The 24,774-nt window shown below is 46.1% G+C and carries 21 protein-coding genes; 15 read left to right on the forward strand and 6 right to left on the reverse strand.

Annotation, left to right across the window (positions count from 1 at the left end; genetic code table 11):
- Positions 1–77 precede the first annotated feature (77 nt).
- Positions 78–995 carry a M48 family metalloprotease gene (locus H8S84_RS15825; RefSeq protein ID WP_187068351.1) on the reverse strand — a complete coding sequence of 306 codons (918 nt, stop codon included), beginning with the start codon at positions 993–995 and terminating at the stop codon, positions 78–80.
- A 205-nt stretch (positions 996–1,200) separates the two neighbouring features.
- Between H8S84_RS15825 and H8S84_RS15830 the strand changes: the two genes are divergently transcribed.
- Positions 1,201–2,616 carry a sodium:solute symporter family protein gene (locus tag H8S84_RS15830; protein ID WP_187068352.1) on the forward strand — a complete coding sequence of 472 codons (1,416 nt, stop codon included), beginning with the start codon at positions 1,201–1,203 and terminating at the stop codon, positions 2,614–2,616.
- 101 nt (positions 2,617–2,717) lie between these two features.
- The gene (locus H8S84_RS15835; RefSeq protein ID WP_187068353.1) at positions 2,718–3,155 is read left to right on the forward strand and encodes a hypothetical protein; all 438 of its coding nucleotides are present in this window, start codon (positions 2,718–2,720) and stop codon (positions 3,153–3,155) included.
- 12 nt (positions 3,156–3,167) lie between these two features.
- On the opposite strand, the gene H8S84_RS15840 is transcribed toward H8S84_RS15835, so the two are convergent.
- Together H8S84_RS15840 and H8S84_RS15845 are read right to left on the reverse strand one after the other, a co-directional pair.
- Positions 3,168–3,749 carry a hypothetical protein gene (locus tag H8S84_RS15840; protein WP_187068354.1) on the reverse strand — a complete coding sequence of 194 codons (582 nt, stop codon included), beginning with the start codon at positions 3,747–3,749 and terminating at the stop codon, positions 3,168–3,170.
- A 516-nt stretch (positions 3,750–4,265) separates the two neighbouring features.
- On the reverse strand, positions 4,266–6,521 hold the full coding sequence (locus tag H8S84_RS15845; RefSeq protein WP_187068355.1) for a Tex family protein: 2,256 nt from the start codon (positions 6,519–6,521) through the stop codon (positions 4,266–4,268).
- A 230-nt stretch (positions 6,522–6,751) separates the two neighbouring features.
- Here H8S84_RS15845 and H8S84_RS15850 point away from each other — a divergent pair, with 230 nt between their 5' ends.
- The 6 genes from H8S84_RS15850 (at position 6,752) to H8S84_RS15875 (ending at position 15,608) form a co-directional block, all read left to right on the forward strand.
- Positions 6,752–8,092, forward strand: coding sequence for a neutral/alkaline non-lysosomal ceramidase N-terminal domain-containing protein (locus H8S84_RS15850; RefSeq protein ID WP_230407218.1), 1,341 nt, complete (start codon positions 6,752–6,754; stop codon positions 8,090–8,092).
- Between the two features lie 578 nt (positions 8,093–8,670).
- The gene (locus tag H8S84_RS15855) at positions 8,671–12,312 is read left to right on the forward strand and encodes a T9SS-dependent M36 family metallopeptidase (RefSeq protein ID WP_187068357.1); all 3,642 of its coding nucleotides are present in this window, start codon (positions 8,671–8,673) and stop codon (positions 12,310–12,312) included.
- A gap of 274 nt (positions 12,313–12,586) precedes the next feature.
- Positions 12,587–12,808, forward strand: a complete 222-nt coding sequence (locus tag H8S84_RS15860; RefSeq protein WP_187068358.1) for a hypothetical protein — start codon at positions 12,587–12,589, stop codon at positions 12,806–12,808.
- Positions 12,809–12,948: 140 nt separating this feature from the next.
- The gene (locus tag H8S84_RS15865; RefSeq protein WP_187068359.1) at positions 12,949–14,016 is read left to right on the forward strand and encodes a patatin-like phospholipase family protein; all 1,068 of its coding nucleotides are present in this window, start codon (positions 12,949–12,951) and stop codon (positions 14,014–14,016) included.
- A complete protein-coding gene (locus H8S84_RS15870) occupies positions 14,009–14,956 on the forward strand; it encodes an alpha/beta fold hydrolase (protein WP_187068360.1) in 948 nt (315 codons plus the stop codon). Before H8S84_RS15865 ends, H8S84_RS15870 begins: the two co-directional genes overlap by 8 nt.
- Before the next feature lie 58 nt (positions 14,957–15,014).
- A complete protein-coding gene (locus tag H8S84_RS15875) occupies positions 15,015–15,608 on the forward strand; it encodes a hypothetical protein (RefSeq protein ID WP_187068361.1) in 594 nt (197 codons plus the stop codon).
- A gap of 49 nt (positions 15,609–15,657) precedes the next feature.
- On the opposite strand, the gene H8S84_RS15880 is transcribed toward H8S84_RS15875, so the two are convergent.
- Positions 15,658–16,140, reverse strand: coding sequence for a peroxiredoxin (locus H8S84_RS15880; protein ID WP_187068362.1), 483 nt, complete (start codon positions 16,138–16,140; stop codon positions 15,658–15,660).
- Between the two features lie 157 nt (positions 16,141–16,297).
- Between H8S84_RS15880 and H8S84_RS15885 the strand changes: the two genes are divergently transcribed.
- The 5 genes from H8S84_RS15885 (at position 16,298) to H8S84_RS15905 (ending at position 21,466) form a co-directional block, all read left to right on the forward strand.
- Complete coding sequence (locus H8S84_RS15885) at positions 16,298–16,993, forward strand: glycosyltransferase family 2 protein (RefSeq protein ID WP_187068363.1); 696 nt, start codon at positions 16,298–16,300, stop codon at positions 16,991–16,993.
- A gap of 109 nt (positions 16,994–17,102) precedes the next feature.
- Positions 17,103–18,581: a cellulose synthase family protein gene (locus tag H8S84_RS15890; RefSeq protein WP_187068364.1), complete on the forward strand. Its 1,479-nt coding sequence runs from the start codon at positions 17,103–17,105 to the stop codon at positions 18,579–18,581.
- Positions 18,582–18,589: 8 nt separating this feature from the next.
- Complete coding sequence (mptB, locus tag H8S84_RS15895) at positions 18,590–19,921, forward strand: polyprenol phosphomannose-dependent alpha 1,6 mannosyltransferase MptB (RefSeq protein ID WP_187068365.1); 1,332 nt, start codon at positions 18,590–18,592, stop codon at positions 19,919–19,921.
- Positions 19,922–20,046: 125 nt separating this feature from the next.
- On the forward strand, positions 20,047–20,772 hold the full coding sequence (locus H8S84_RS15900) for a hypothetical protein (RefSeq protein ID WP_187068366.1): 726 nt from the start codon (positions 20,047–20,049) through the stop codon (positions 20,770–20,772).
- Positions 20,773–20,863: 91 nt separating this feature from the next.
- Positions 20,864–21,466 carry a hypothetical protein gene (locus tag H8S84_RS15905; protein ID WP_187068367.1) on the forward strand — a complete coding sequence of 201 codons (603 nt, stop codon included), beginning with the start codon at positions 20,864–20,866 and terminating at the stop codon, positions 21,464–21,466.
- 104 nt (positions 21,467–21,570) lie between these two features.
- Here H8S84_RS15905 and H8S84_RS15910 read toward each other — a convergent pair whose 3' ends face one another.
- Positions 21,571–22,176, reverse strand: a complete 606-nt coding sequence (locus H8S84_RS15910; protein WP_187068368.1) for a CIA30 family protein — start codon at positions 22,174–22,176, stop codon at positions 21,571–21,573.
- A 258-nt stretch (positions 22,177–22,434) separates the two neighbouring features.
- Here H8S84_RS15910 and H8S84_RS15915 point away from each other — a divergent pair, with 258 nt between their 5' ends.
- The gene (locus H8S84_RS15915) at positions 22,435–23,100 is read left to right on the forward strand and encodes a hypothetical protein (protein ID WP_187068369.1); all 666 of its coding nucleotides are present in this window, start codon (positions 22,435–22,437) and stop codon (positions 23,098–23,100) included.
- 120 nt (positions 23,101–23,220) lie between these two features.
- Positions 23,221–24,024, forward strand: coding sequence for an SDR family oxidoreductase (locus H8S84_RS15920; RefSeq protein WP_187068370.1), 804 nt, complete (start codon positions 23,221–23,223; stop codon positions 24,022–24,024).
- A gap of 49 nt (positions 24,025–24,073) precedes the next feature.
- Here H8S84_RS15920 and H8S84_RS15925 read toward each other — a convergent pair whose 3' ends face one another.
- Positions 24,074–24,763: a DUF2461 domain-containing protein gene (locus H8S84_RS15925; RefSeq protein ID WP_187068371.1), complete on the reverse strand. Its 690-nt coding sequence runs from the start codon at positions 24,761–24,763 to the stop codon at positions 24,074–24,076.
- Positions 24,764–24,774 lie beyond the last annotated feature (11 nt).

A 24,774-nucleotide genomic window follows, 5' to 3' on the forward strand; every position in this document is an offset into this window, starting at 1 on the left:
TAGCTAAAATGCTATTGATACTAAAACAAAAGCCGCAACAGGTGTAGCTGCTGCGGCTTTTGTCTTGTTACTTTTACTTAGGCCAGGTAACCAACTTTATGGCCCTGCCTGTTTACCAGAACACCCCGTTCGGTTACATACACCGGCTGCAGCACATCACTCTCAAAGTAGTAAGGAAACTCCGGGTTATTCGTTTTAGCCAGTTTACCAATTATTTTAATGCCGTTGTCGGTTACATGCACCAGTTGCAGTTTAGTAGTTATATAAAACTCTTCTCTGGGTGCCTTCGAGAAATGGACACGCGATAGAACATAGCGGCTGTCGAGGGATGAATTTTGCGACGTGCGCTGCTCCCCCTGTATTTGCTGTAACTGGCGCTGTGTAGGTTGTGTTCTGGCTATTGCACGCTGGTCTGGCTGCGGCGATTTCGCGCTGGCGATCAGCTGCTCATTGGCACTTCTCCAGCCTTTGCTGATAGCCTCTAACCTGTAATTGCGGCCAGGATGTGTTCTTGACGTTCTTTCATCTGACAGCAGGTTAATGGCTGCCTGCGCCTCGGCCAGGCTGGCTCCCATCTTGCGCAGCACAAAACCCGAAAACTCATCCGCCTCCAGCTCATCGCCGGGGTTGCTTCCGCTCCTGGTCAATGTATGGCCGTTCAGGTGGTGGCCGATCTCATGGGCAATTATACTTACACCACCCCAGTCGGTGTGCACGGCATTGTTAATGGCATCCAGGAAGCGTTCGTTATATAATATGTAGCGCTTGCCGTTGTACACGACAGCCGCCGCGTTATCAATGTCAGCTGGCATCAGCTCGAAACGTGGCTTTAAACCAATTACGTTGATAATCTCCTGCACAATATCACGGGTACCCGCAGCGGCAGGCGCAACAGCTAAATCAGGGGCGGCAACTGTAGCTGCGGTAGCCTCGGCTCCGAGCACAGAAGCAAGTACAAGCCCCAATGCAACAGTTAATTTTTTAAAGTATATCATAGCAGGAATTCTTATTCTAAAGCCGTATCACTAAAACGTAAAAATGGCGGCTGATGGTATAAAAGCAACTTCTTTGCCAAAAACCACTGCTGTGCATACTTTCAGGATAAACATTTTACCATCTCTTCGATCAGCCATACTTTAGTTGTGTGTGTGAGGTTAATTCAGCGGCTTTATTAATTTTAGAGCTTCAACGATTGGCACCATGCTTATACTTTTTGTTCTGCTGTACCTGTTACTTACTGTTGCTGTGGGCTATTGGGCATCCAGGCGGGTAAAAAACACGATTGATTTTCTGCTGGCTGGCCGCAGCCTCCCTTTTTATATGTCTACAGCTGTGGTATTTGCCACCTGGTTCGGGTCCGAGACTTTGTTGGGAGCCTCATCGGAGTTTGCGCAGCACGGTTTGCTGGGAGTTATAGAAGATCCTTTTGGTGCTGCCCTGTGCCTGGTACTGGTAGGTATCTTCTTTGCCAGGCGCCTGTACAACATGAACCTGCTCACCATTGGCGACTACTACCGCATCCGCTATAACAAAGTTACAGAGTTGATCGCGGCCTTTTTTATGGTTATCTCCTACTTTGGCTGGATCGCTGCCCAGATGGTGGCCGTAGGCATTGTTCTGAACCAGGTGCTGGGCATCTCTACCCAAACAGGTATTGTTTGCGGCAGCCTGCTGGTGGTAGCTTATACTTACATGGGGGGCATGTGGTCGGTATCGGTAACAGACTTTATACAGACAACCATGATCATCGGTGGCCTGCTGTTCATTGTATACGAGATAATGCAGAAGGTACCGCTTACTGTAGTTACAGCCGATCTGCCAGACAACTTTTTTGCGTTTACACCCCGGGAGCGCAGCACCACCTCCTGGCTCAACTACTTTGCACTCTGGATCACGATTGGCCTGGGCTCTATTCCACAGCAGGATGTTTTCCAACGGGTAATGTCTGCACGATCGGCTGGTGTAGCTGTGGCTTCTTCTATTGGGGCAGGCGTTCTATACTTAACAATTGCCTTTATACCCTTACTGTTGGCGCTCTATGCCAAATACCTGCACCCTGAGTTACAGGCAGCTGATGCCCAGTTGTTGGTACCGGGGCTTATACTTCGTTCTGATTCATTTGCCATCAAAGCGCTTTTCTTTGGAGCTCTGATCTCAGCTATCATCAGCACGGCCAGCGGAGGAATTCTGGCACCGGCCTCAATCCTAAGCGAAAACTTGATCAAGCCGCTGTTAAGGTTTACCGATGATAAGAAAATGTTGCGCATGTCGCGCCTGAGCGTTTTAATTGTTGCCGGCATCTCCCTAAGTATGGCCATGATGCGGCAGAACATCTATGAGTTGGTCAGCGAATCATCTGCCCTGAGCCTGGTTAGCCTTTTTGTTCCGCTTGTGGCAGGCATGTTCTGGAAAAAAGCAAATGCCGCCGCTGCCATTGTGTCTATGCTTATGGGCATGGGTGTATGGTTGTTCGCACTTTACCTTCAAACGGAGATAAACCCTATGCTCTATGGTTTGGCAGGAAGTATAGTCGGGCTGTTAGCAGGTTATGTTGCCGGTAACAAGAAGTGTAGCGGTAAATTTTTGGAGGTAAGGCAACACCTTATTAAAGTATAGCTCCTCTCACTGCACCTCCCAAAATGCAAAAATTCAAAAACTTTTTACTATATTTAACATATACAATAAAAGAAGCGATCTAAAACGCCAACCCAATCAGCATGCCTGATCGACCGGAAGAGCAAATAGCGATACTTGAATCACATCAACTAAGTATATTTAAAGAGCCTGCCTTACCACTAGCTGTTCTTGAGTTTAACGGGTACGTCACATCCGATTTGTACAGAAAAGCGGTTTCGGCATTGCTGCATCAATCGGAAAAAGAAATGATCGGGTACTGGCTTATCAATTGCAGCAATGGCTGCTCCATTAGCACAGATGACCAGGAGTGGACGATTAATGAAGTAGTACCAAAGATTGCACAAGAGCTAACGTTACAACAGATTGCCATACTGGAACCGCAAAGCATCTTCACCAGGATCAACTTAATAAACCTGTTCGATAAACTGAGCAGGATATCCCCGATCGAAATCCAGTTTTTTGAAAAAGAGACCAATGCACGCAACTGGCTTAAAGAAGGCACCCACCTGGACTTTTAACACAGGCTGGTATTAAGAATCAGAAACAGTGATATACTCCGGCACCTCAATCGCACCGATGGGCGTCTGAACAGTTGGCTTTATCTGCAGCGTCAGGTTCTGGCGGAGGTCCTTTTTCTGGCTAAGCAACGTCATTAATTTGGAAAGCCCTTCGTAGTTCCGCATCCCTTCTTTTTCTGTCATCTGCACCACCGTACTGATCGGAAGCTCGTTCAAGCCGTTCTGTAACTCCAGTGGCTCATCGATCTGACCGGCTAGTGTGGCCTCGCCGTCAACTAGCAACTGCCACTTCAATTTAGTTATGGTCATCTCACGTGCAACTTCCGGCTCCAGCATTTGCACCTGCAAATAGAGGGTAGTGGAAGCCTGCAACGTGTTATCGGTAATAGACGCTAAAATACTGTCACCTTCGCGGGTAGTGAAATCAGAGGGATTACGCTTTTGCATTACGTCAATTCCGTTCAGCTTAAGGTCCTGCATCTCCTGCAAATTATACTTTGCTTCCGTAAAAGCTTTTAGATCGCTGGCCTGTTTACAGCCAAAAGAGAACAGCAGCGTCAAAAGCAGCAGTATAGCTATGTTCTTTTGCATCATCGTGTTTTAATCTTTAACGCAAAGTATGTAGCAAAATGTACACCAAAGTATACATGCTGCACAGCTAAATAACACTGAATAAACTTACTATAGGTTAAATGCGCAGCTAGAGCCTGGCAGCAAAAGAAAAAGCGGCGAACTGCCTCAGCAGTCGCCGCTTTCAACTTCAACTAAACTTACTAAACTCTTTTGTTTGCTCACAAATACACCGTTTCAGGTGCATTGCTTTTCCAATATACTAAATCATTGTGGTAAAAGCCATAACAATAGCTACCAATGCCAAAATAAATAAGCGGGTTTTCATACTAAATCATTTATATAGCAAATATATAATATTAATTATAACTCAAACATATCCCCTGCTAATTTTTTATTAGAATAATAATTTTATCCTCAGAAGTACTGCCTCAAATACGTAAAATCAGCCTCCTTCCTACCAAGTGCTAAGCCACAAAAAAGGCGCCTTGACTCTAAAAGAATCAGGGCGCCTTCTACTGTAGTGTGTAAATATGGCTGTTATTTGAACATACCTTTCAGTTTAGCAAGCTTTGCCTGGAAGTCATCCATTGGCTCTTCTTCGCGCTTGTTGCCACCTTTGCTGCGGTTACCGCCCCCAGCCGGCTTGGCTGCCGCAGGGTCCACTTTCATACTTAGCGAGATACGCTTACGGCTCTCTTCCACTTCCAGCACCGTTACCTCTACCTTCTGCCCTACCTTCACAATATCATGCGGGTTACTTACAAAGCGATCGGACAGGTGGCTTACGTGTACAAGACCATCCTGGTGCACGCCGATATCTACAAAGGCACCGAAAGCTGCTACATTTGTCACGATACCTGGCAGCTTCATGCCTGCGCGCAGGTCTTTTATCTCATTTACGCCTTCTGTAAAGCTGAACGCCTCAAAGCTCTCACGCGGGTCGCGGCCAGGTTTGGCCAATTCACTAACAATATCCTGCAGCGTTGGTAAGCCAACAGTCTCAGTCACGTAACTTTTCAGGTTGATCTTTTTGCGCAATTCATCGTTCTTGATCAGGTCTCCCACGGTCACACCCAGGTCTTTCGCCATCTGCTCCACGATCGGGTAGCTTTCCGGGTGCACGGCAGAGGCATCCAACGGGTTCTTTGCATCACGGATTCTTAAGAAACCAGCCGCCTGCTCAAAAGCCTTATCGCCTAAGCGAGGTACTTTCTTCAGTTCGGTACGCGTACGGAAAGGTCCGTTCTGGTTACGGTACTCTACAATATTTTGCGCCAAAGCAGGTCCTAAACCGGAAACATAGGTCAATAACTGCTTACTAGCGGTGTTCACTTCCACTCCCACAGCATTCACGCAGCTCATTACCACATCATCCAGCGAGTGCTTTAAGGCAGACTGGTCTACATCGTGCTGGTACTGGCCAACACCTATACTTTTCGGGTCTATCTTTACCAGTTCTGCCAGCGGGTCCATCAGGCGGCGTCCAATAGAAACAGCGCCGCGCACCGTCACGTCCTGGTCCGGAAACTCCTCACGGGCAACATCAGATGCTGAATAGATGGAAGCACCGCTTTCGTTTACCATCACCACCATCACCGAAGCTGGAAGTTTCAGGCTCTTTACAAAGGCTTCTGTTTCACGGCTAGCCGTACCGTTACCAATGGCAATGGCCTCTACCTCGAAACGGGTAACCATGTAGCGTACCGCCTGTGCTGCCTCCTGCTCTTTGTGCTGACCAGTATGTGGGTAAATAGTTTCGTTGTGCAGCAGCTTGCCTTGTTTATCCAGCACCACCGATTTTACACCTGTTCTGAATCCTGGGTCCAGGGCCAAAACTGTTTTCTGGCCAAGTGGCGACGAAAGCAGCAACTGGCGTAGGTTATCAGCAAACACTCGGATAGCTTCTTCATCAGCGCGTTTCTTAGAGCTCAGGCGTACCTCAGTTTCCATGCTTAGCTTTAGTAGGCGTTTGTAGCAATCTTTGGCAGCCAACTTTACCTGCTCCGAAGCAGCGTTGTTGCCCTGCACAAACATGTTCTCCAGCTTCGCCAGCGCAGCTTCCTCGTCAGGCTGTGCCGTTAGCATCAGTACCATTTCGGTTTCGCCGCGGCGCATGGCAAGTATACGGTGCGATGGCGCTTTCTCGATTGGCTCCTCCCAGTCAAAATAATCCTTGAACTTCTGGCCTTCCTCTTCTTTGCCCATCATCACGCGGCTCTTGAACACGCCTTGCTTCTCAAATATCTGGCGCATGGCAGCACGTGCCTCAGCATTTTCGTTCATCCACTCCGCCATAATATCGCGGGCACCAGCAAGGGCTTCAGCAGTGTCTTTTACCTCTTTTTCTTCAGAGATATAATTGGCAGCTTCGGCCTCAACATCAAAGTTTTCCTGGGCAAAAATACACTCTGCCAGTGGCTCCAGCCCTTTTTCGCGGGCAATAGTAGCTTTGGTGCGACGCTTAGGCTTGTAAGGCAGGTAAATATCCTCCAGCACGGCCATGGTTTCGGCAGCCATGATCTGCGCCTCCAACTCCGGCGTCAGCTTCTCCTGGTCACGGATGGACTTAAGTATACTTTCGCGACGTTTGTCCAGCTCACGCAACTGCTCAATTCTGTCGCGGATAGCCGCAATCTGTACTTCGTCCAGGGAGCCGGTAGCCTCTTTTCGGTAACGGGAAATGAAAGGCACTGTAGCCCCTTCATCCAGCAACGTAACGGTAGCCTCGATCTGTTTAATGGTAACAGATAGCTCCGAAGCAATTTTTAAAAGGTGTTCTAAATTAAGTTCCATATATTGATGTAAGACAATAGTCAGGTGTTAAACCAGAGGTAAGTTGGCAGGGGTAAAATATGATATAGTATAAGTCTCAGCAGTTTCCTTCGCCTCTGTGTACATGTGTTGTAAGTATGATTTTGAAATACCTGAACGTCAAATTTAAGGTATATTGCCCTAATCTGAAACAAGATTCACGTATTATCCGCCACCATGCTTTTTGCATCTGTTTCCTTAACTTGGTAAGGTTGAGAAAGTATACTTTCCATATTCGTCTACTGTGGCCACTGCTTGCCCTGCTGTTGCTCTGCCAGAGTTGCGTGGTGCAAGAGCTGGATAATACACCTTACACCCAAACCGACTATTATCATAAAACGGTGGCCAACTTAAATGCCTTACCTGCTGCTAATCAGCTTGGTGATACTTTAAAAGCAGGTTGGGCTAAGGTAAACATCACTCCCCCTGTTGGTACTCCGCTGGCTGGTTACGGAAAAAGGTGTGGCATGAAATATACTACTGTGCACGACTCGGTGTGGGTACGAACTTTTGCGTTTGACAATGGCAGCAGCCAAGCCTATTTTGTTTCGTTGGATATGCTGATTGCACCCATGAGTGTTGCCGAAGTACTGGAGCAGGAATATAAGAAAGCTGGTATCAAGCCGGAGCAGGTATACTTAGCGGCTACTCATACGCACAGCAGTTTTGGAGGCTGGGGCAAAAAGCTGGCAGGCAGAATCATGGCTGGCAAGTATAAACAACAGGTAGTCAGGCAAACAGCCAGGTATATCATCCAAAGTATAAAAATGGCTCAGGCAGATCTGCAGATCGCAAAAGTTGGCTTTGGTACAGCAAACGGAGCAGCCTTTGTCATGAACCGCCTGACCAATTCAGAGACAAACAGAGACACCACCATCCGTTTCCTGAAGTTTGAAAAGAGAACCGGGGAGCAGGCCATACTTTGCACCTTCTCGGCACATCCTACTATACTTCCATCCATGGAACCCATACTTTCCGGCGACTATCCCAATGTGCTGGTGCACCAGTTAGAGCAGGAGGTCGATTTTGCAGCATTTTCGGCGGGTGCAGTAGGCAGCCACTCCAGCGTGTACTCCCACGGCGACAGCTTTGAGAGCACTGAAGCGGTTGGTAAAGGATTAGCCGCTGCTATACTTTCTGCTGCAGCTAAAACAGAAACAGCCTATACTTTTAAGCTACAGCATAACCGCATTCCCTTATACTTGCCGGAGCCGCACTGGCGCCTTGGGGAGCATAAACGATTTGCCCCCGGTTTGTTTTATACTTTCTTTGGCAGATATGATGCTTATATTAATCGACTGCAGCTTGGCAATACTGTTTTACTGGGCGTACCGGCAGACTATTCTGGTGAGTTTATGCCTAAGCTACAAGCTAAAGCAGCTCAGGAAAATAAGGCAGTAGTAGTAACTGGTTTTAATGGCAGCTACCTTGGTTACATCATTCCAGACGAGCATTACAGCTTAAAGAAGTATGAAGCACGTGCCATGAACTTTTACGGACCTACTGCAGGCAGCTACTTAACACATCTCCTCCTTATTTTGCTATCTAAATAAGATTCTTTAAAAGCTGCTATGTTAGCTATTCTGGTTTTCAGATATTTTTTTCAATCTGAAAAGTATAATTTTCAGTGCAATTATTTATTGAACCGGCATATCTGATAGTAGCTGATGATATTTTACCTTTAGTTAAATACTGTATAAATATAGTTATAAATTTTACTTGCCCTTAATTTTGCACATCCTCCCAAAAAAGATGATATATGTCATCTTTTTAAAGCTTTTCCTGATCATTACTGATAGAAACTTCTATTCGCGTGCCTGGCTCTCTCCTCATATTTTAAAGCATTGAACAAAACTACTCTAAAGCTCAAAAACATGCTTTAAATAATCCTATAACAGTTTAACATAGGTTGTAGTCACAAAATCCAGACAGCTAAATTCATCGTAATCATGGCATTATCAACTTTAGAAAAGCCATGCGAGAAGTAACTTAGTATTACACATTTACAAGGCATCTGCCACAACCGCACGCACAAACCTCTTAGAAAACTACCATAAGACCACGCAAACCCTGGTACTAAAATCTATTATTTAACACATATGTAACACATCTAAATTTTAACTGACAGCTTATGAAAGGAAAAGCTAAGTACAATTGGCTGGCATTAGCCGCCATGTTCCTACTCCTGTCCGGAACGGCCTATGCGCAATCGGCACTCTCTACTGCGCTGCGGCACATAGAACAGACAAGAGCCGAATATAAACTGACTCCTGCAGACATTTCAGACTACGTTATAACAGATCAATACACCAGTAAACAGAACGGCATAACACACATTTACCTCCGACAGCGCCACAACGGCATTGAAGTAGCAGACGCTAACATCAACATAAACATAGACCGTGAAGGCAACATAATAAACATGGGCAACCGGTTTATTCCTAACCTTAGAGCTGCCATTAAAGGCAACGCGCCAGGCATAGCGCCAGAGCAGGCAGCAAAAGCTGCAGCAGCACACCTGAAACTGCAGGTGAAGGACCCGCTTGTAGTGAAAGAGCGTAAAAAGCCTACCGATAAGCTACCTGCTGCCGCTAAAGCAGTAGTACTAAGCGACGGTGGCATCTCCCTCTCTCCTATTCCAGCTAAACTAATTTACCAGCCCATGCCAGACGGAAGCGTTCGCCTTGCATGGGAAGTAGATATCTACCAGAAAGACGCCCAGAGCTACTGGAATATGCGGATAGACGCTGCAGATGGCAAGCTGCTAAAGAAAGAAGACCTGGTAGTGCATGATAACTGGGGTGTACCAACAGTAACAGATGCACCGGAGAATAAAACTCACTACTCCAGAAAGGCATCTGCAGCTAAAGCGAAGGCCTTTACAGCAGCAGAGAAAAAACAGCTGCAGCAGGATTTTATGACACTGGCCATTGCGCCACGAAGTGTAGCAGCCACAGCTGCCACAAACATTGCCTCCAGCGGCACTTACCGCATTTACGACGCACCATTCGAGACACCAAGCCACGGAGACAGAACACTTGTTACCGGTAAAGAAAATGCAGCTGCCTCACCACTAGGCTGGCACAACGACGGCGCTCTGACTTATACTATAACTAAAGGTAACAACGTGCATGCCTACGAAGACAGAGCCGGCGCCAACGCAGGTATCAGTCCGGATGGTGGCCTCAATTTGAACTTCGACTTCCCGCTAGACCTGGCACAGGAACCAACTACTTATGTGCAGGCAGCCACTACTAACCTGTTTTATTGGAATAACCTGATGCACGACGTATTCTTCCAATATGGCTTTGACGAAGAGAGCGGCAACTTTCAGCAGAAGAACTTTAGTGGCGTTGGCCAGGGACTGGATGGCGTAATGGCTGAAGCCCAGGACGGTGGCGGCACTAACAACGCAAACTTCCTGACGCTACAGGACGGTGTACCGGGCCGTATGCAAATGTACCTCTGGACCTCATCGCTTCCGGCTAACCTGCTGCACATTTCGGCTCCGTCTTCTGTAGCTGGTTCTTATTCTGGTGTGCAGGCTGCCTTTGGCCCAGACATTGACGAAACTGGTGTTAGTGGTAAAATAGTGCTGGCAAATCCGAATAACGGTTGCAGTGGCACTGTTGCCCTTCCTGCGGGCTCAACTCCAGTGCCATTTGCCAATCAAGCCGAAATTTCAGGAAATATAGCTTTAATAGACCGTGGAGATTGCTCTTTTATTGAGAAAGCACTCAATGCACAGGCATCCGGTGCTACAGCTGTTATTGTTGTCAACAACGTTGATGGACCTGCGGCCTCGATGGGTGGTGATGAAACAGGTGCTGCCGTGCTTATACCTGCTATCATGATCAGCAAAGCAGATGGCGACAAGTTAAAAGTTGCATTGGCAGAAGGCTTAACCGGTGCTGTACGCCGCGAAGGCGGTGTGCCTCCTCTACGCGACGGCGACCTGGACAACGGCATTATAGCACATGAGTATGGCCACGGCATCTCTACCCGCTTAACCGGCGGCCCAAGTACGCAGTGCTTATCCGGAGCAGAGCAGGGCGGCGAAGGCTGGAGTGATTTCTTTGCTTTATTCATGACAATGAAGCCTGGCGACACTGGTCCGCAGCGCCGCGGCATTGGCACTTATGTCCTTTCTGAATCAACTGACGGAGGTGGTATTCGTCCGGCACCATACAGCACCGATATGGGTGTCAATCCTTACACCTACGGCATGATATCAAACCCTGAGATCTCAGTACCACACGGTGTAGGTTTTATCTGGGCTACCATGCTGTGGGATATGACCTGGAACCTGGTTGATGAGTATGGCTACGATCCGGATATTTACAACGGCAAAGGCGGTAATAACATTGCGCTGCAGTTAGTAATCGACGGCCTGAAACTACAGCCATGCAGCCCTGGCTTTATTGATGCGCGTGATGCCATACTTGCAGCTGACAGAATTAACAACGGCGGCGCCAACCAGTGCTATATCTGGAGAGCATTTGCCAAGCGTGGTTTAGGCTACAGTGCCAAACAAGGCAGCAACAACGACTTGACCGATGGTGTGGAAGCATTTGATATGCCACCTTCATGCGCACCACAGTTCGCCATCAACTTAGCGGCTAACCCTTCGCCGGTAATCGACGGACAGCTGCTGACTTATAACATAACGGTTACGAACAACACTGCCAGCAGCATGAACGGTGTCTCTATTTCAAGCCCTGTTCCTGCCAGCACAACCTTCGTGAACGAGTCTACTACAGACGCTCCTAAAGTAACGAACGGCGTGGTTTCCTTCAAGCCAATCAAAATGGCCCAAGGTGAGACGGTTACAAAATCGTTCAAGGTAACGGTTAATAAAGGAGACGGCACCACGGTATACTTCCACGATGATATGGAGAACGGTGGCAGCAAGTGGAGCACATCCCATGGGGTGGGCCTGAGCGATTGGCAGTTGAGCACTAAAAATCCGTTCAGTGGCAAAACCTCCTGGTTTGCTGTAGACCCGGATGCCTTTAGCGACCAATACCTGAGAATTTCTACTCCGGTTACACTTGGCGAGAACGCGTTGCTACGTTTCTGGCATAGCTATGCTACAGAAGGCGGTTTCGACGGAGGCGTAGTAGAAATCAGCACGAACAACGGCCTTACCTGGACCAATCTGGGCAGCAAAATGATACAGAACGGCTACAACGGAGAGATTCCACTGGCAAATGCCTCTACCATTGTTGGCCCTGCCTTTACCGGCGGCAGCAACGGTTACATCCAAACCATAGCAGACCTAAGCAGTTACAAAGGTCAGAAAGTGTTGATCCGCTTTAGAATGGGCTCTGATGTGCTGACAGGTGCCACAGGCTGGTATGTAGACAACGTGGACATTGTGAGCAACCCGGTTACGATCACCAACACAGCTACAGTAACCTCTAAGTGGGGCGGCGACAAAACTGCTACCGTAGAAACACTGGTACTAAAGTCAAACAGCATCAGCGTTTCAGGAACTTCACTAGCTGTAGCTGCAGATATGAACAAAACTATGCTGTACCCGAACCCGGCGCAGCAGAAGGTAACACTAAAACTGGCAAAAGGTATAACCGGAGTCGTTGAGGTGAACGTGGTGAACATGCTGGGCCAGCAGGTGATGCAGAAAAAGCTGAACGCAGAAGAAGCCACCTCAGGTGCAGGCATTGCACTCGACAAGCTTCCGAATGGCATTTACTACTTCAGCATTACAGCCGGAGGCACTACTGAAACCCATAAACTAGTTATTAAGAAATAAGCCAGAGGGTTTCTTACTTGCAAAGGCCACCTTTCCGATGAGAGGTGGTCTTTGTTTTTGCAGTAAAACAGCCAGCACTATATTAGTTAGCAAGAACAGTCCAAAACTTCAATAGCACACTCTGGCTGCCCTATACAATTTTATACTTGCTTAACACCTTACATTGCAATTACATTCTTGTTTTAGTCCATAACATTCCATGCCTTTAGCCAGTTTAATATAAGTAGTAGTTGCCTTTACATTAGGTGACTTTGTGCAATTTAAACAGACACTCATGGAGTTTTTACCAAATATAATTTTGTTTACCGTGGTGGGTTTATACTTGCTGTTATTGGTCTCTATACTTGCCTTCATCTACTTCGATGCCGAACAGCGCGGAGTGAATGGCTGGCTGATTGTAGCCTTTACCTTCTTCTCCGGTACTATATTCGGGTCGTTGGCATGGCTGGTATTTAGACCAAAGCTAAAACCGCAACCTATTCCCGTCCGGAGTTAGTGTGATAATTTTCTAGTTTTAAATAGCAGCTGGCAGCATTTTGTGCTGTCAGCTGTTTTTTTGCCTATACTGTAGCTAAGTATAAAGCTGTGGCAAATAGCTTAAAGTGCTTATATTTGAAGGATTTAATACTCCTGACCATGAAGAATCTCTTTCTAAGCCTTTGCCTGCTGCTAAGTATAAAGGCGCTTGCACAGCAACCTGTTTACACCAACCTGTCGCTAGAAGGAGGCGGCATACGCGGCATTGCTTATGGGGGAGCTTTAAGTGAGCTGGATTCTTTAGGTATTTTACCGCACATAAAAAGAGTAGCGGGTACTTCGGCAGGGGCCATTCAGGCTGCTCTGCTATCGGTTGGTTATACTCCTGAGGAGATCACTTCCATCACCTTTAAAACACCAATGCAGCAGTTTAACGATGGTCGCTTTATCTTTTTTGGGGGCACCAATAGGTTGTTTAAACAGTACGGCTGGTACCGTGGCGATAAGTTTACAGAGTGGCTTGGCAAACAACTGGAGGGCAAAACAGGCAATGCAGATATAACTTTTGCAGAACTGCACGAACTGGCACTACAAAACAAGGCCAGAGACCTGTATGTAACTGGTACTAATCTGACGGACCAGTGTATGATGGTCTTTTCTTATGAAACCTTTCCAAACATGCAGGTAAAACATGCAGTTCGTGCTTCTATGTCCATTCCGTTGTACTACCGTGCGGTATTGCTGGACCAGGATGGCAATGTGGTAACAAAACCGCATAAAGGCCAGCAGTTAGATATTATAGTAGACGGAGGTATACTCGCAAATTTCCCGCTTACGTTATTCGACGATCCTAAATACCTGGACAATGCCTCACCTTCCGCTAAAAATTATGATACACATGGCGTCTTTCATAACCCACAGACACTCGGCCTCAGGCTGGACCGCGACGAACAGATTGCCTACGATGAGCAGCAGGCTGGTCTTGCCCCTTACAACATCAGCAAGTTCAGTGATTACATGGGTGCCTTTTACACGATCATAAAAGAGAGCCTGAACCGACAGAACCTCACGGCCCACGACTGGGATAGAACAGTATCAATTAGCACAGCTGGTTTTAGTCCGCGGGTTCGCAAGTTAAGCGAAGTAGAAAAAAGCACCCTGCTGGCAAGTGGCCGTAAAGGAGTGCAGGCTTTCTTAAACAGAGCCCAGGCAGCAAAGCATGAGTAAAAACAATGATGTACAGCAGGAGTCGCTTTTTATACCGGTTACAGCTAGCGATAAGCTACACCTGCGGCGCATAAGCCGGCAACACCAGGGGCCGCCAGTACTCCTGGTGCATGGCTCCATCGAAAACGGCAAAATCTTTTATACGAAATCAGGTAAAGGCTTTGCGCCCTTTCTTGCCAGGCATGGCTACGATGTTTTTGTAGCCGATTTACGTGGCAGAGGCAAGAGCACACCTTCTATTTCGCGTTTCTCTGATTTTGGCCTGAGCCATACATTACAGGAAGATTTCCCGGCTATTATCCGGAAGATAAAAGAGCTGAAAGGCGATGTACCACAGTACTGGGGAGCCCACTCTTGGGGTGGTGTATTGATGCTGGCATACCTGGCACGCCCTACTGAGCCGGTGCAGGTACAGGCAATGTCCTTCTTTGCCAGCAAAAGACGCATTAGCATCAGTAGCCTCAAAAAATTCCTGATGGTGGATGTGGTCTGGAACTGGACCTCTAAAGTGGTAATTGCCGGAATGGGATGGTTGCCTGCCCGGCACATGCGCATTGGTTCTGACAGCGAAACACGCCTTACGCACCGCCAAACCCACGAGTGGGTAGTGCAGCAAAAGTGGCTGGACTGGCACGACGGCTTTGACTACGCTGCCGCCCTGAAAAGTATAACTCTGCCTCCAACTTTATACTTAACCGGCGCCCAAGATGATGTACTGGGCCACCCCGTGGATGTACAGCACCTCATGCAGGAGACAGGCTGCCACAACTGTGAATTTAAATTACTTAGCAGGAGAAACGGCAACATGCATGACTATGGCCACATTGACATCCTCACCCACCACGATGCGCAGCGCGATCATTTTTTAACAGTGCTGGAGTGGTTTGAAAAAAATAAACAGCTTGCAACGTTTAAGCCCGAATCAGGGTCAGCAGGTTAAGATCATTATTTATATTTTAAAGAAACCACATAACCTATACTTTTACTTACCACCCTTCATGAGAACTACTTTAAAAGCAAGCCTGACGCTACTTTTAGGCGCTGCACTGTTTACCTCCTGCGAATCCTGCGAAACAGCTACGATTACACCTATTACAGAAGAAGATAAAACTTGGTTAGCTTATATCCAGCCATTGCCAGCTGATGCCAAACCAGACACAATCAGATTTGTAAATGAGAAGAATGAGGATTTTAAGTTCATCCGCACGCAGCTACACTCGACACAAATTCCAGGTGATGGCTACTCGTACGACGACAAATGCATAGAGCAAATAAACACACAGGCAAGTGCGGTTATTCAGGATATTACACGAAAAATGCCTGGCCTTGCAACGTACATTCTCAGAAAACCAAACGAACTGCAGGTAAAATTATTAGTTGAGAACCTGGGCACCTACGAAATTCAGGAGCAAAACCCCACATACCCATCTATCACTATCGACGGCGTAGTGTATGAAGATGTGTTTGAGCAAGATGTTCCCGGCAATGATACCGACAACAAAGGAAAGGTAAAGAAAATCTACTTCAACAAGGAGCACGGCTTTATCAGGGTCGAGTTTTATGGCGGTAAGCTATTGCAGCTAAAGCACTAACAAAAAAGGCGACTTAAGTATAAGTCGCCTTTTTTGTTTTTACTATCTCTTATGCGTGTTGATGTTCTTTATTAAGGTTTTCCAGTACCTCTATAGCTGTTTTTACGTGTTCTAGAGGCTTAGTCATGGAGTTAAAAACATACTGTACAACACCCTCTTTATCAATAACGTAAGTTACACGCCCAGGCAAAATACCTAATTTTTTCGGCACACCGTATAAGCTGCGCACCTGTCCGCCTTTATCACTCAAAAGTATAAAAGGCAGGTGGTGCACACGCTCAAAGCGCTTATGTGAGTCTACGCTGTCTGAGCTAATGCCAACCACTTCTGCGCCCTGCTCCTTAAAGACCTCGTACTGATCTCTGAACTCGCAAGCTTGCTTAGTACAGCCAGGGGTGCTGTCTTTCGGGTAAAAGTATAGCACCACGTTCTTCTCTCCTTTCAGATCCTTCAGCCGAAAAAAACCACCATCCTGACGAATCAATTCAAAGTCAGGTGCTTTGTCGCCAACTTTTATTGCTTCTCTACTCATAATTCAATTTCACGATTCACCAGTATCTATAACCAATCCTGCAACAAAAAGTTCGCCTGCAAGTTAGTTTTAAATTAGTTACCCCTACAAAGAAAAACACCTCTTTTAGCATCAGAAAAAGATTTTAGACATCTTTGCACACACCCTTGCACGTTACATGCCGCTTATAAACGTTATCATACCAGCCTACAACGAAGAAAAGTCCATTGCCAAAGTAGTACAGGATATCCCCAAAGATTTTGTTGCCGACGTGATCGTGGTAAACAACAACTCTACCGATGCCACTGCCGCCACAGCCGCCGCCGCTGGTGCTACCGTGCTGCACGAGCCAAGGCCGGGCTACGGAAACGCCTGCCTAAAAGGGATTGCCTTTGCCGCAGCCAAACCACAGGCAACACGACCAGACATCATCGTTTTTTTGGATGGAGATTATTCTGATTATCCTGAGGAAATAACCAAAGTGGTGCAGCCTATTCTGGAGGGGCTTGCTGATATGGTGATTGGATCGAGGGCGCTGGGCCAGCGGGAAGCAGGCGCCATGATGCCGCAACAGATATTTGGTAACTGGCTGGCCACTACCCTGCTTAGATGGTTTTACGGGGCCCGTTTTACCGACCTGGGCCCGTTCAGGGCTATAAAGCTGCAAACGCTCCTTAACCTGGACATGCGCGACTGCACCTATGGCTGGACAGTAGAAATGCAGGCCAAAGCCGCAAAGTATAAAGTTCGCTACACAGAGGTGCCCGTTACCTATCGCAAGCGCATCGGCTTCTCAAAGGTATCCGGCACGGTAAAAGGCACTGTAATGGCAGGATATAAGATTATATTAACGATATTTAAGGTACGGTTTTGAGGAATGATAACCCTGCTGTATCTGGCGGATCCACGTGCGTTCTTAACGCTCAAAGCCATCGCAAGGGCCGCAAAGTAAAGTATAAAGTAAAGGGCGCAAAGACATACATATGAACATACTAGAAGCATCGATAATAGCAGTATACGGCTTGTGCCTGGCTTTTATCTTTTGCTACAGCATGGCCCAACTGCACCTGACGATACTTTACTGGCTGAACAAGAAACGGCGAAGAAACAGCTCTCAAAGTATAAATTCCGCCTTACAAGTATGGCCAAAAGTTACAGTACAACTGCCGCTTTACAACGAACGCTATGTGGTAGAGCGTTTGATAGAGGCCGTGGCCGCGTTTGATTATCCGCACGAGCAGTTGCAGATCCAGATCCTTGACGACTCTACCGACGACACTACCTCCATTGTACAGGAAAAACTAAAGCAGTACCCTAATTTAAAAATACAGCATATCCGCAGATCCACCCGGGAAGGTTTTAAAGCAGGAGCCTTACAGTATGGTTTACAGACAGCCACTGGCGAGTTTATAGCCATTTTTGATGCAGACTTTCTACCGGCTCCGGATTTTCTGAAGCGTACCGTCGCTAGGTTTACAGAAGACAAGATCGGGGTGGTGCAAACCCGTTGGGGACACTTAAACGAAAACTACTCATTGCTTACCAAACTGCAGGCTTTTGGCTTGAACGCGCACTTTACCGTGGAGCAGGGAGGGCGCTACAGCGGCGGACATTTCATCAACTTTAATGGCACCGCCGGCGTGTGGCGCAAAGCCTGCATTCTGGATGCCGGTGGCTGGCAGGCCGACACGCTTACCGAGGACCTGGATTTGAGTTACCGGGCACAAGTAAAAGGCTGGCAGTTTATTTTTCTGGAAGAAGTAGAAGCCCCCGCCGAGTTGCCTGCCGCCATGGGTGCGGTAAAATCTCAGCAGTTCCGCTGGACCAAAGGAGCTGCCGAAACTGCCCGTAAGCATTTAGTGCGCGTACTGCAATCGCAGGTGCCGCTGCCAACTAAACTGCATGCTACGTTTCATCTGCTCAACAGCCTGGTGTTTATCTGTGTGCTTGTAACGGCGCTGCTAAGTGTGCCTATACTTTTCATTAAAGACAACAACCCGCAGCTGGCTACACTTTTTAAGTTAGGCTCTGTGTTGCTGCTCAGTTTGCTGGCCCTGGTGGCGTTCTACTGGACAGCCCTGTACCAGCAAAGCTACCAGGCCTGGAAAACCACCAGGCGATTTGTCCCTGATTTCTTCCTGTTCCTGTGCGTTTCGATGGGGCTTTCGCTGCACAACAGCATGGCGGTAGCAGAAGGACTTTTAGGCAAAAAATCACCATTTATCCGTACTCCAAAGTATAACCTGCGGCACACCCAAGGCACCTGGAAGAAACAAGCCTACTTTATGCAAAGTATAAGTGCACTAACGGTGATGGAAGGTATACTTGCTTTATACTTTGCAGCGGGAATCTGGCTTGCCTTCAGGCTTGGTGACTACGGTTTGCTGCCTTTCCATGTGATGCTGGTGATCGGGTTTGGGGCCGTTTTCTTCTATTCTTTGTTGCATAGCAGGCGCACATAAGATACAGCATGACCAAAAGCAGAATTGCAGCTTATACTTTGATGGCCTTGTCGGCTGTGGCGTATTTTATACTTGCCTATGCCACCCCGCGCACTGCCTTTACACAGCTGTTGCTGCTGTATGCCTTTGCCTTTGCAGCATATTTATACATAGCAAACCGTAAGCTAAACATCTGGCATGGCATTTCCGCCGCCATACTTTTCAGGCTGGTTTTTCTTTTTGCAGCGCCTGCCCTTTCCGATGATTATTTCAGGTTTGTGTGGGACGGGCGATTACTGGCTGCCGGGCTTAACCCCTACGCTCACCTCCCCTCCTATTTTGTATCGCCTGACGCGCCACAGGTGGCTGGCATTACAGCGCAGCTTTACGAGCAGCTAAACTCGCAGCAGTACTTTAGTGTGTACCCGCCGGTGGCACAGGGGGTGTTCTGGCTTTCGGTTAAACTGGCTCCGGATAGTATAATAGGCAGTGTGCTAGTAATGCGGTTTATACTTATACTTGCTGAGATTGGGAGTATACTGCTGCTGTTGCGCCTGCTCCGAAAAATGGCCCTGCCCGAAAAGCACCTGTTACTATACGCCTTAAACCCATTAGTTATTATAGAACTCGTCGGCAACCTGCATTTCGAGGCGCTGATGATCTTTTTCCTGCTGTTGGCCCTGCACCAGCTGTTTTACCAACGTATGCTCATTTCGGGCTTTGTATTTGCTCTGGCCATTGGCACCAAACTTATCCCGCTCATGTTCCTGCCCTTCGTTCTCCGGAAGCTTGGCGTGTATAGATTTCTCCTTTTTGTTGCTGCGATGACCGCTACGCTGGCAGCACTCTTTTACCCGCTTGTAAATCTGCAACTGCTGCAAAACATCTGGCAGAGCATAGACCTTTACTTTCAGCGGTTCGAGTTTAACGCCAGTATTTACTACCTGCTGCGCTGGCTGGGCATACAATTTACCGGCTATAACCAGATTAACCTGATCGGGCCAGTACTTTCCTTTGTTACGCTCATAAGTATACTTGCCCTGGCCTCTGTTAAAAAGCTTGGCTCTATCCGCAGGCTTACCGGCTACATGGCAGTGGCGCTTACCATTTATCTGGTTTTGGCTACTACCGTGCATCCCTGGTACATCAGCACTGTGCTCGCACTTACTATTGTCAGCCAGTTCAGGTATGCTGTTGTGTGGTCTGCACTGGCTATACTTACTTATGCCACTTACCAGCACATACCTTACCGCGAAGACCTGGCCCTGGTAACACTGGAGTACGCTATCGTTTTTTTATGGGTACTGGTGGAGTTATATATGTACCGCCAACGCAGAAAGCACCCTAATCTGAAGGCATAAATTGGCTTTGCTTCTTATATAGGATTAAGTATATTTAACATAACAAACAGTACGTTTAGCCACAGGAATATGGGGTAAAAGCACAGGTTGTTACGTTTAGCTACTAGTTGTGTGTAACTCCAATAATGAAAAGAGTATTTGATTTTAGTATAGTTGATTGGATTAGCAAAGGTGTTGACCAGGATGGCTTTGGAAAGGTAAGTAATTTACTGCCCCCAAGCTTTGACAGCTACATCAAAGTACTAATGCCTGTTTGCATTGATAGGAAGATGCCAATTAAAGAATACTCTTACAATGCCAAATCAGTTGAAGACCTAAATAGAAGGGTAGAGTTTTGGAGTAAGTATGGAATAATCAATGGGCATCCAGCTAAAGATAGATTGGAAAGAACTTCCTACAAAGAATTATCCAAAGAACTGAATATCCCTTACAATAAGCACATAGACACACAAAGTATTTGGAACATTGGTAAGCAGTGGCCGCCTAATCTAGGAAGCTTACTTGAAGAAGATATTAAAACTCTCAATGAAATCATCAGCATTATCGGTGCAGCAACTACGACCTTCTTTTTTGGTGACGTGCTGGATGGGAAAGGTTTACATGAAAATGAAGAAGTTGTGGATTGGCTTTTTTTCGGCGAGTTGTCAGAACTTATAACAGTTTACGTTGAGCAGAACCAAGATTTTCCAAGCTACTTCTTTGCAGAGAACAAAGAATGGTGCTTTTGCCATCCAGAAGACCAGGGCTTTCTGCTTCTTGGCTGTGGCGAAGAAGTATCAAAAAAGATTCTTAAATCTGAAGCTCTTGAGTGTTTTGAGTTTGGCCAGCAGGAACAAATAATAACAGAATAAAAAAGGGCCTCACACAACAAGGTTTATACCTTATGTTTCGGCTGAAGGCCTCACACAGGGTATACACAAGACGTTACCTTTCATTTTAAGCATGAAGAAATATAGAAATAAGCTTAAAAGTTTCTTAGAGGCAGCATTACTTATTGCCTTTGTTTTTTCAATAGGAACGGACAGATTTCCTTATGTAACGAATGCTATTATTATACTTTGGCTTGGGTCAATTTTTATAGGCGTAGCAGAAAACATCTTGTATAGAGCAGGCTACAAGAAAAGTGAAATAAGATATACCACTTTAAATGATGACATCGGAAAATATTCTCAAATCGGAATAGGCTCATTTATTATTCTTCTTTCAGTAGGCTGCTATACTTTGATACCTTCAATGGGTTTATATCCTTTGGCTGGAATTGGAATAGGTATTTTGTTGATTGTAATGGGAATTTTAGAATTGCCGCAAGGAATGATGAAACTAAAAGCAAATAGGCTGTTCCTATCAGGTGTGGAAGAAAGAATAGATAAGAATGTTTTGAAGTTAGTCGAAATAGAGAATGACAACATAACATTAATCGATTTTCAAGACAAAGTTCTAAAGCAAGATTCACTGAACCTTAGCTCGAGCTCAGCTAACGTTATAGAACAATTCTTGATAACTCACCTAGGTAGCAATAGCTTAGTAAAAAACAAAGTAAGGTAACAAAGTTCAGCCTTTATGCTCGGCTACGCTCTCGCTCGTCTTACGTACAACCGTTATGCCTCACTGGAAATCAATTGAGTAAAGAGCGGTAATGGAACGTTTGGTTACTTGACACCAATAGATTCTATAAGAATTTTAAAAGTTTCTTCTTTTTTATTACCAATCAGCAATTGCATTTCGACTACGTTTTCACCTTGATAATTAGGCACGTCCACTGGTTCACCATGGTAGGTAGCCTCCATCAACTCAAATGGAACAACGATTCTTTCCCATTCAGTGCCTCCTTCAGTAGAAAAAGTAAACCCGTAAGAGTGACGCCCATTGGGCGTTCTAACACGAAAGTTATAATCCTTTCCATCCCCTTTCAAAACGATTACAAATGCCGTGTAATTTTCAGCAATCACGTAGGGGTCCTCTTCAGAAGTTAGATGAATCGAGCAAAAACCACCGTTATTTTCAAGAGATATGCGGCCGGAAAATTGTGCTCTGCCGTCCTCCGTCATTTTAAGCTGGCTTTCTGAACGCCCTCCCATAACAACGTCGTCCTGAACACGCCATTTGCCCTTGCCTTGTTTGATAAAACTGTAAATGGTTTCGCTGCTCATATTATTTTTCTCGTTATTTTGATTTGTTTCAGAAGTATTAAGAGTTATGTCTTTTTGGGACATGCAAGAAGCAAGCAAGACTAAAGCAAATATTAAAATTCTCATATGACTATAACTTCAGAAACTAACTAATTGTTTAACTTCAATTATCATTCTAGTTAGTTAAATACTGGGCACTCTTATTTTACAACATTTGATAACAAAAATTAAACAGTGAGGCATAACACCGTGTATAGTTAATTGCTCTGGCAACTGCATATCTGGAAAATTCCTTCTAAGTTTTCTCTAGCAAGTATTTGTTTGCTAAATAGTTATTTAAACACGCAACCAACCATATACCATCCGTTAGCAGCAAACATAATCATGAAATATATCAAATTCTATTTATTCGGTTCTCTACTTACTTTTGTCTTCTACTCTTGCACTCAGCAGGCAATTAGTGAATCTGTGCCCATTGATATCGAGCATACCGAGGTAGAAGATGCTATTCAGGATGTGCACCTTTTCGAATCCGATACAACATACAGTTTCGAGATATTAAAGCCATCAGCTGACACTTTTAAATTATTGAGCCATAATTGGTACTTCTGGTGGCCTTACGGAAAATTCACTACACCAGAAGAGTTAAAAAGCCATTATACAGACAGGTTTAGTATCGAAGAAGAAATCTCTCTTTCCAATAGTTCGCCGACAGGACACGTTACTCTGTACAGACTCAAAATGAACAACGGGTTCGTTAAGTTTCTTCACACTACTTGGGATGAAGAATCGGGAAACAACGATATGGCAATTGTTTCTGCCAAAATCACGGACCCTACACTAGAAATGACAAATGGTCTAAAAGTTGGCCTGACTAGAGACGAAGTAAAAGAAATTCTTTTTAGTAAAGGAGAGCCTACTAATATCAGAGACTACAAAAACGTCCAAATTGAAACAGTTCTTACTGGAGTTTGGGTGCATCTGAACTTCGAAAGTGACAGGTTGAAAAGAATTGTAATAGACACCGATTATCAGCTAAATAAGGAATAGCCATCTGCAAACCCTACACAGGTTTCATACTCAGCTACACTTCGTTCGCAGCTTGTACTAACCGTCAATCTATAATCTTTTCCACCAATAACCTAAACTTGATCTCTTACCTTCTATACCATGAAAAGCCTAAAGGATAAAACGGTTCTGATTACTGGAGGTGCTTCTGGCATCGGGAAACTGATGGGGCAACTGGTGCTTCAGAAAGGTGCAAAACTTATCATCTGGGACATCAATCCTCATAATATCGAGCAGACAATGGCAGATTTGTCGGGCTATGGCAAAGTAGCAGCATACCAGGTAGATGTGTCGTTGCCGGAGCAGATAAGAGCAACAGCCGCTATGGTAAAACAGCAGCATGGTATTGTGGATGTGCTGATAAACAATGCCGGCATCGTGGTGGGCAAATATTTCCATGAGCATACGTACCAAGACATCGGCAAAACCATGGATATTAACGCCGACGCACCCATGTATGTAACCCTGGAATTTTTACCGGGCATGCTGGCACAAAACTCCGGCCACATCTGCAACATTGCTTCGTCCGGTGGTCTGATCTCCAACCCTAAAATGTCGGTGTACGTGGCCAGCAAATGGTCCGTTATCGGGTGGTCTGACAGCCTCCGCATTGAGATGCAGCAACTGAAGAAGAACGTCGGTGTAACCACCGTAATGCCATACTATATTAATACTGGCATGTTCGATGGAGTACGTTCCGTTATTCCGATCCTAAAGCCGGAGAAAGTAGCGCGCAAAGTGATCAGGGCGATAGAGCAGAACCGCATCTTCCTGGGTATGCCCTGGAGCATACACTTTGTCCGGTTTAGCCAGGGTATAATGCCTGTTAGGTTGTTTGATTGGTTTGTGGGTGGAGTACTCGGCATTTACAAAACCATGGAGCACTTTAAAGGCCGTAAGCAGTAAGTATAGCCAGTGCATTTGAAAGGACTTAACTTCTCCGCAACCTCAAGTCTTACTCCTGCTCCTGCTCCAGGTCCTTTAACGGGTGCATCAGGAAATCATTGAGTGGTTTAAGGGCACGCATCGCATCCAGCACGACCTCCATAAAATTGCTACTCAGCACCGTTTCATCATTGATCGGCATCATAGCGTTCCAGCTCTTAAAGCGGAGGTACTCGATAGCCGGATTCTCCTTTTCATAACCTTTAGGAGTGGTTTTAAGCTGTTCACCGCTTATACTTCCAAAACGCTTCTTAAAGTCCTCTTCTTCTACTATACTTTTAAATTCGTCGAGGTTGTAATCTATCTCTTGCCGTACAGCTTTCAGGTAATCGGAAGGTGGCATCCAGAGTCCGCCGGCTACGAAGGTGTTGTTATTGCCAGCCAGGTGCAGGTAATAGCCAGGGTATATAGATTTGCGTCCGCCTTCTGTCACATAAGCTCCGAAGTGGTCTTTGTAAGGGCGCTTATCGTTAGAAAAACGAACGTCGCGGTAGATACGAAAAAGCAGGTCTTTGCCTTTCTGGTTGTATGCCACAGGCTCAAAAGCGGTCATCTCCTCCAGCATCTCGTCCAGGAAAACTGTGTAATCCTTGCGCGCCGCTTCGTAACGTTTTTTGTTCTCGTTAAACCATTCGCGGTTATTATTTTGGGTAAGATCCGCTAAAAACGCAAGCGTACTTTTATCTATAGTGGCAGACATAGCAAAGTTAT

The sequence above is a fragment of the Pontibacter cellulosilyticus genome (genome assembly GCF_014306105.1).
In the GTDB taxonomy this organism is placed as follows: domain Bacteria; phylum Bacteroidota; class Bacteroidia; order Cytophagales; family Hymenobacteraceae; genus Pontibacter; species Pontibacter cellulosilyticus.

Bases quoted from the DNA above. Each gene is read 5' to 3' on its own strand.
- H8S84_RS15825 (WP_187068351.1), bottom strand. From the start codon at position 995: ATGATATACTTTAAAAAATTAACTGTTGCATTGGGGCTTGTACTTGCT.
- H8S84_RS15830 (WP_187068352.1), top strand. From the start codon at position 1,201: ATGCTTATACTTTTTGTTCTGCTGTACCTGTTACTTACTGTTGCTGTG.
- H8S84_RS15835 (WP_187068353.1), top strand. From the start codon at position 2,718: ATGCCTGATCGACCGGAAGAGCAAATAGCGATACTTGAATCACATCAA.
- H8S84_RS15840 (WP_187068354.1), bottom strand. From the start codon at position 3,749: ATGATGCAAAAGAACATAGCTATACTGCTGCTTTTGACGCTGCTGTTC.
- H8S84_RS15845 (WP_187068355.1), bottom strand. From the start codon at position 6,521: ATGGAACTTAATTTAGAACACCTTTTAAAAATTGCTTCGGAGCTATCT.
- H8S84_RS15855 (WP_187068357.1), top strand. From the start codon at position 8,671: ATGAAAGGAAAAGCTAAGTACAATTGGCTGGCATTAGCCGCCATGTTC.
- H8S84_RS15860 (WP_187068358.1), top strand. From the start codon at position 12,587: ATGGAGTTTTTACCAAATATAATTTTGTTTACCGTGGTGGGTTTATAC.
- H8S84_RS15865 (WP_187068359.1), top strand. From the start codon at position 12,949: ATGAAGAATCTCTTTCTAAGCCTTTGCCTGCTGCTAAGTATAAAGGCG.
- H8S84_RS15870 (WP_187068360.1), top strand. From the start codon at position 14,009: ATGAGTAAAAACAATGATGTACAGCAGGAGTCGCTTTTTATACCGGTT.
- H8S84_RS15875 (WP_187068361.1), top strand. From the start codon at position 15,015: ATGAGAACTACTTTAAAAGCAAGCCTGACGCTACTTTTAGGCGCTGCA.
- H8S84_RS15880 (WP_187068362.1), bottom strand. From the start codon at position 16,140: ATGAGTAGAGAAGCAATAAAAGTTGGCGACAAAGCACCTGACTTTGAA.
- H8S84_RS15885 (WP_187068363.1), top strand. From the start codon at position 16,298: ATGCCGCTTATAAACGTTATCATACCAGCCTACAACGAAGAAAAGTCC.
- H8S84_RS15890 (WP_187068364.1), top strand. From the start codon at position 17,103: ATGAACATACTAGAAGCATCGATAATAGCAGTATACGGCTTGTGCCTG.
- mptB (WP_187068365.1), top strand. From the start codon at position 18,590: ATGACCAAAAGCAGAATTGCAGCTTATACTTTGATGGCCTTGTCGGCT.
- H8S84_RS15900 (WP_187068366.1), top strand. From the start codon at position 20,047: ATGAAAAGAGTATTTGATTTTAGTATAGTTGATTGGATTAGCAAAGGT.
- H8S84_RS15905 (WP_187068367.1), top strand. From the start codon at position 20,864: ATGAAGAAATATAGAAATAAGCTTAAAAGTTTCTTAGAGGCAGCATTA.
- H8S84_RS15910 (WP_187068368.1), bottom strand. From the start codon at position 22,176: ATGAGAATTTTAATATTTGCTTTAGTCTTGCTTGCTTCTTGCATGTCC.
- H8S84_RS15915 (WP_187068369.1), top strand. From the start codon at position 22,435: ATGAAATATATCAAATTCTATTTATTCGGTTCTCTACTTACTTTTGTC.
- H8S84_RS15920 (WP_187068370.1), top strand. From the start codon at position 23,221: ATGAAAAGCCTAAAGGATAAAACGGTTCTGATTACTGGAGGTGCTTCT.
- H8S84_RS15925 (WP_187068371.1), bottom strand. From the start codon at position 24,763: ATGTCTGCCACTATAGATAAAAGTACGCTTGCGTTTTTAGCGGATCTT.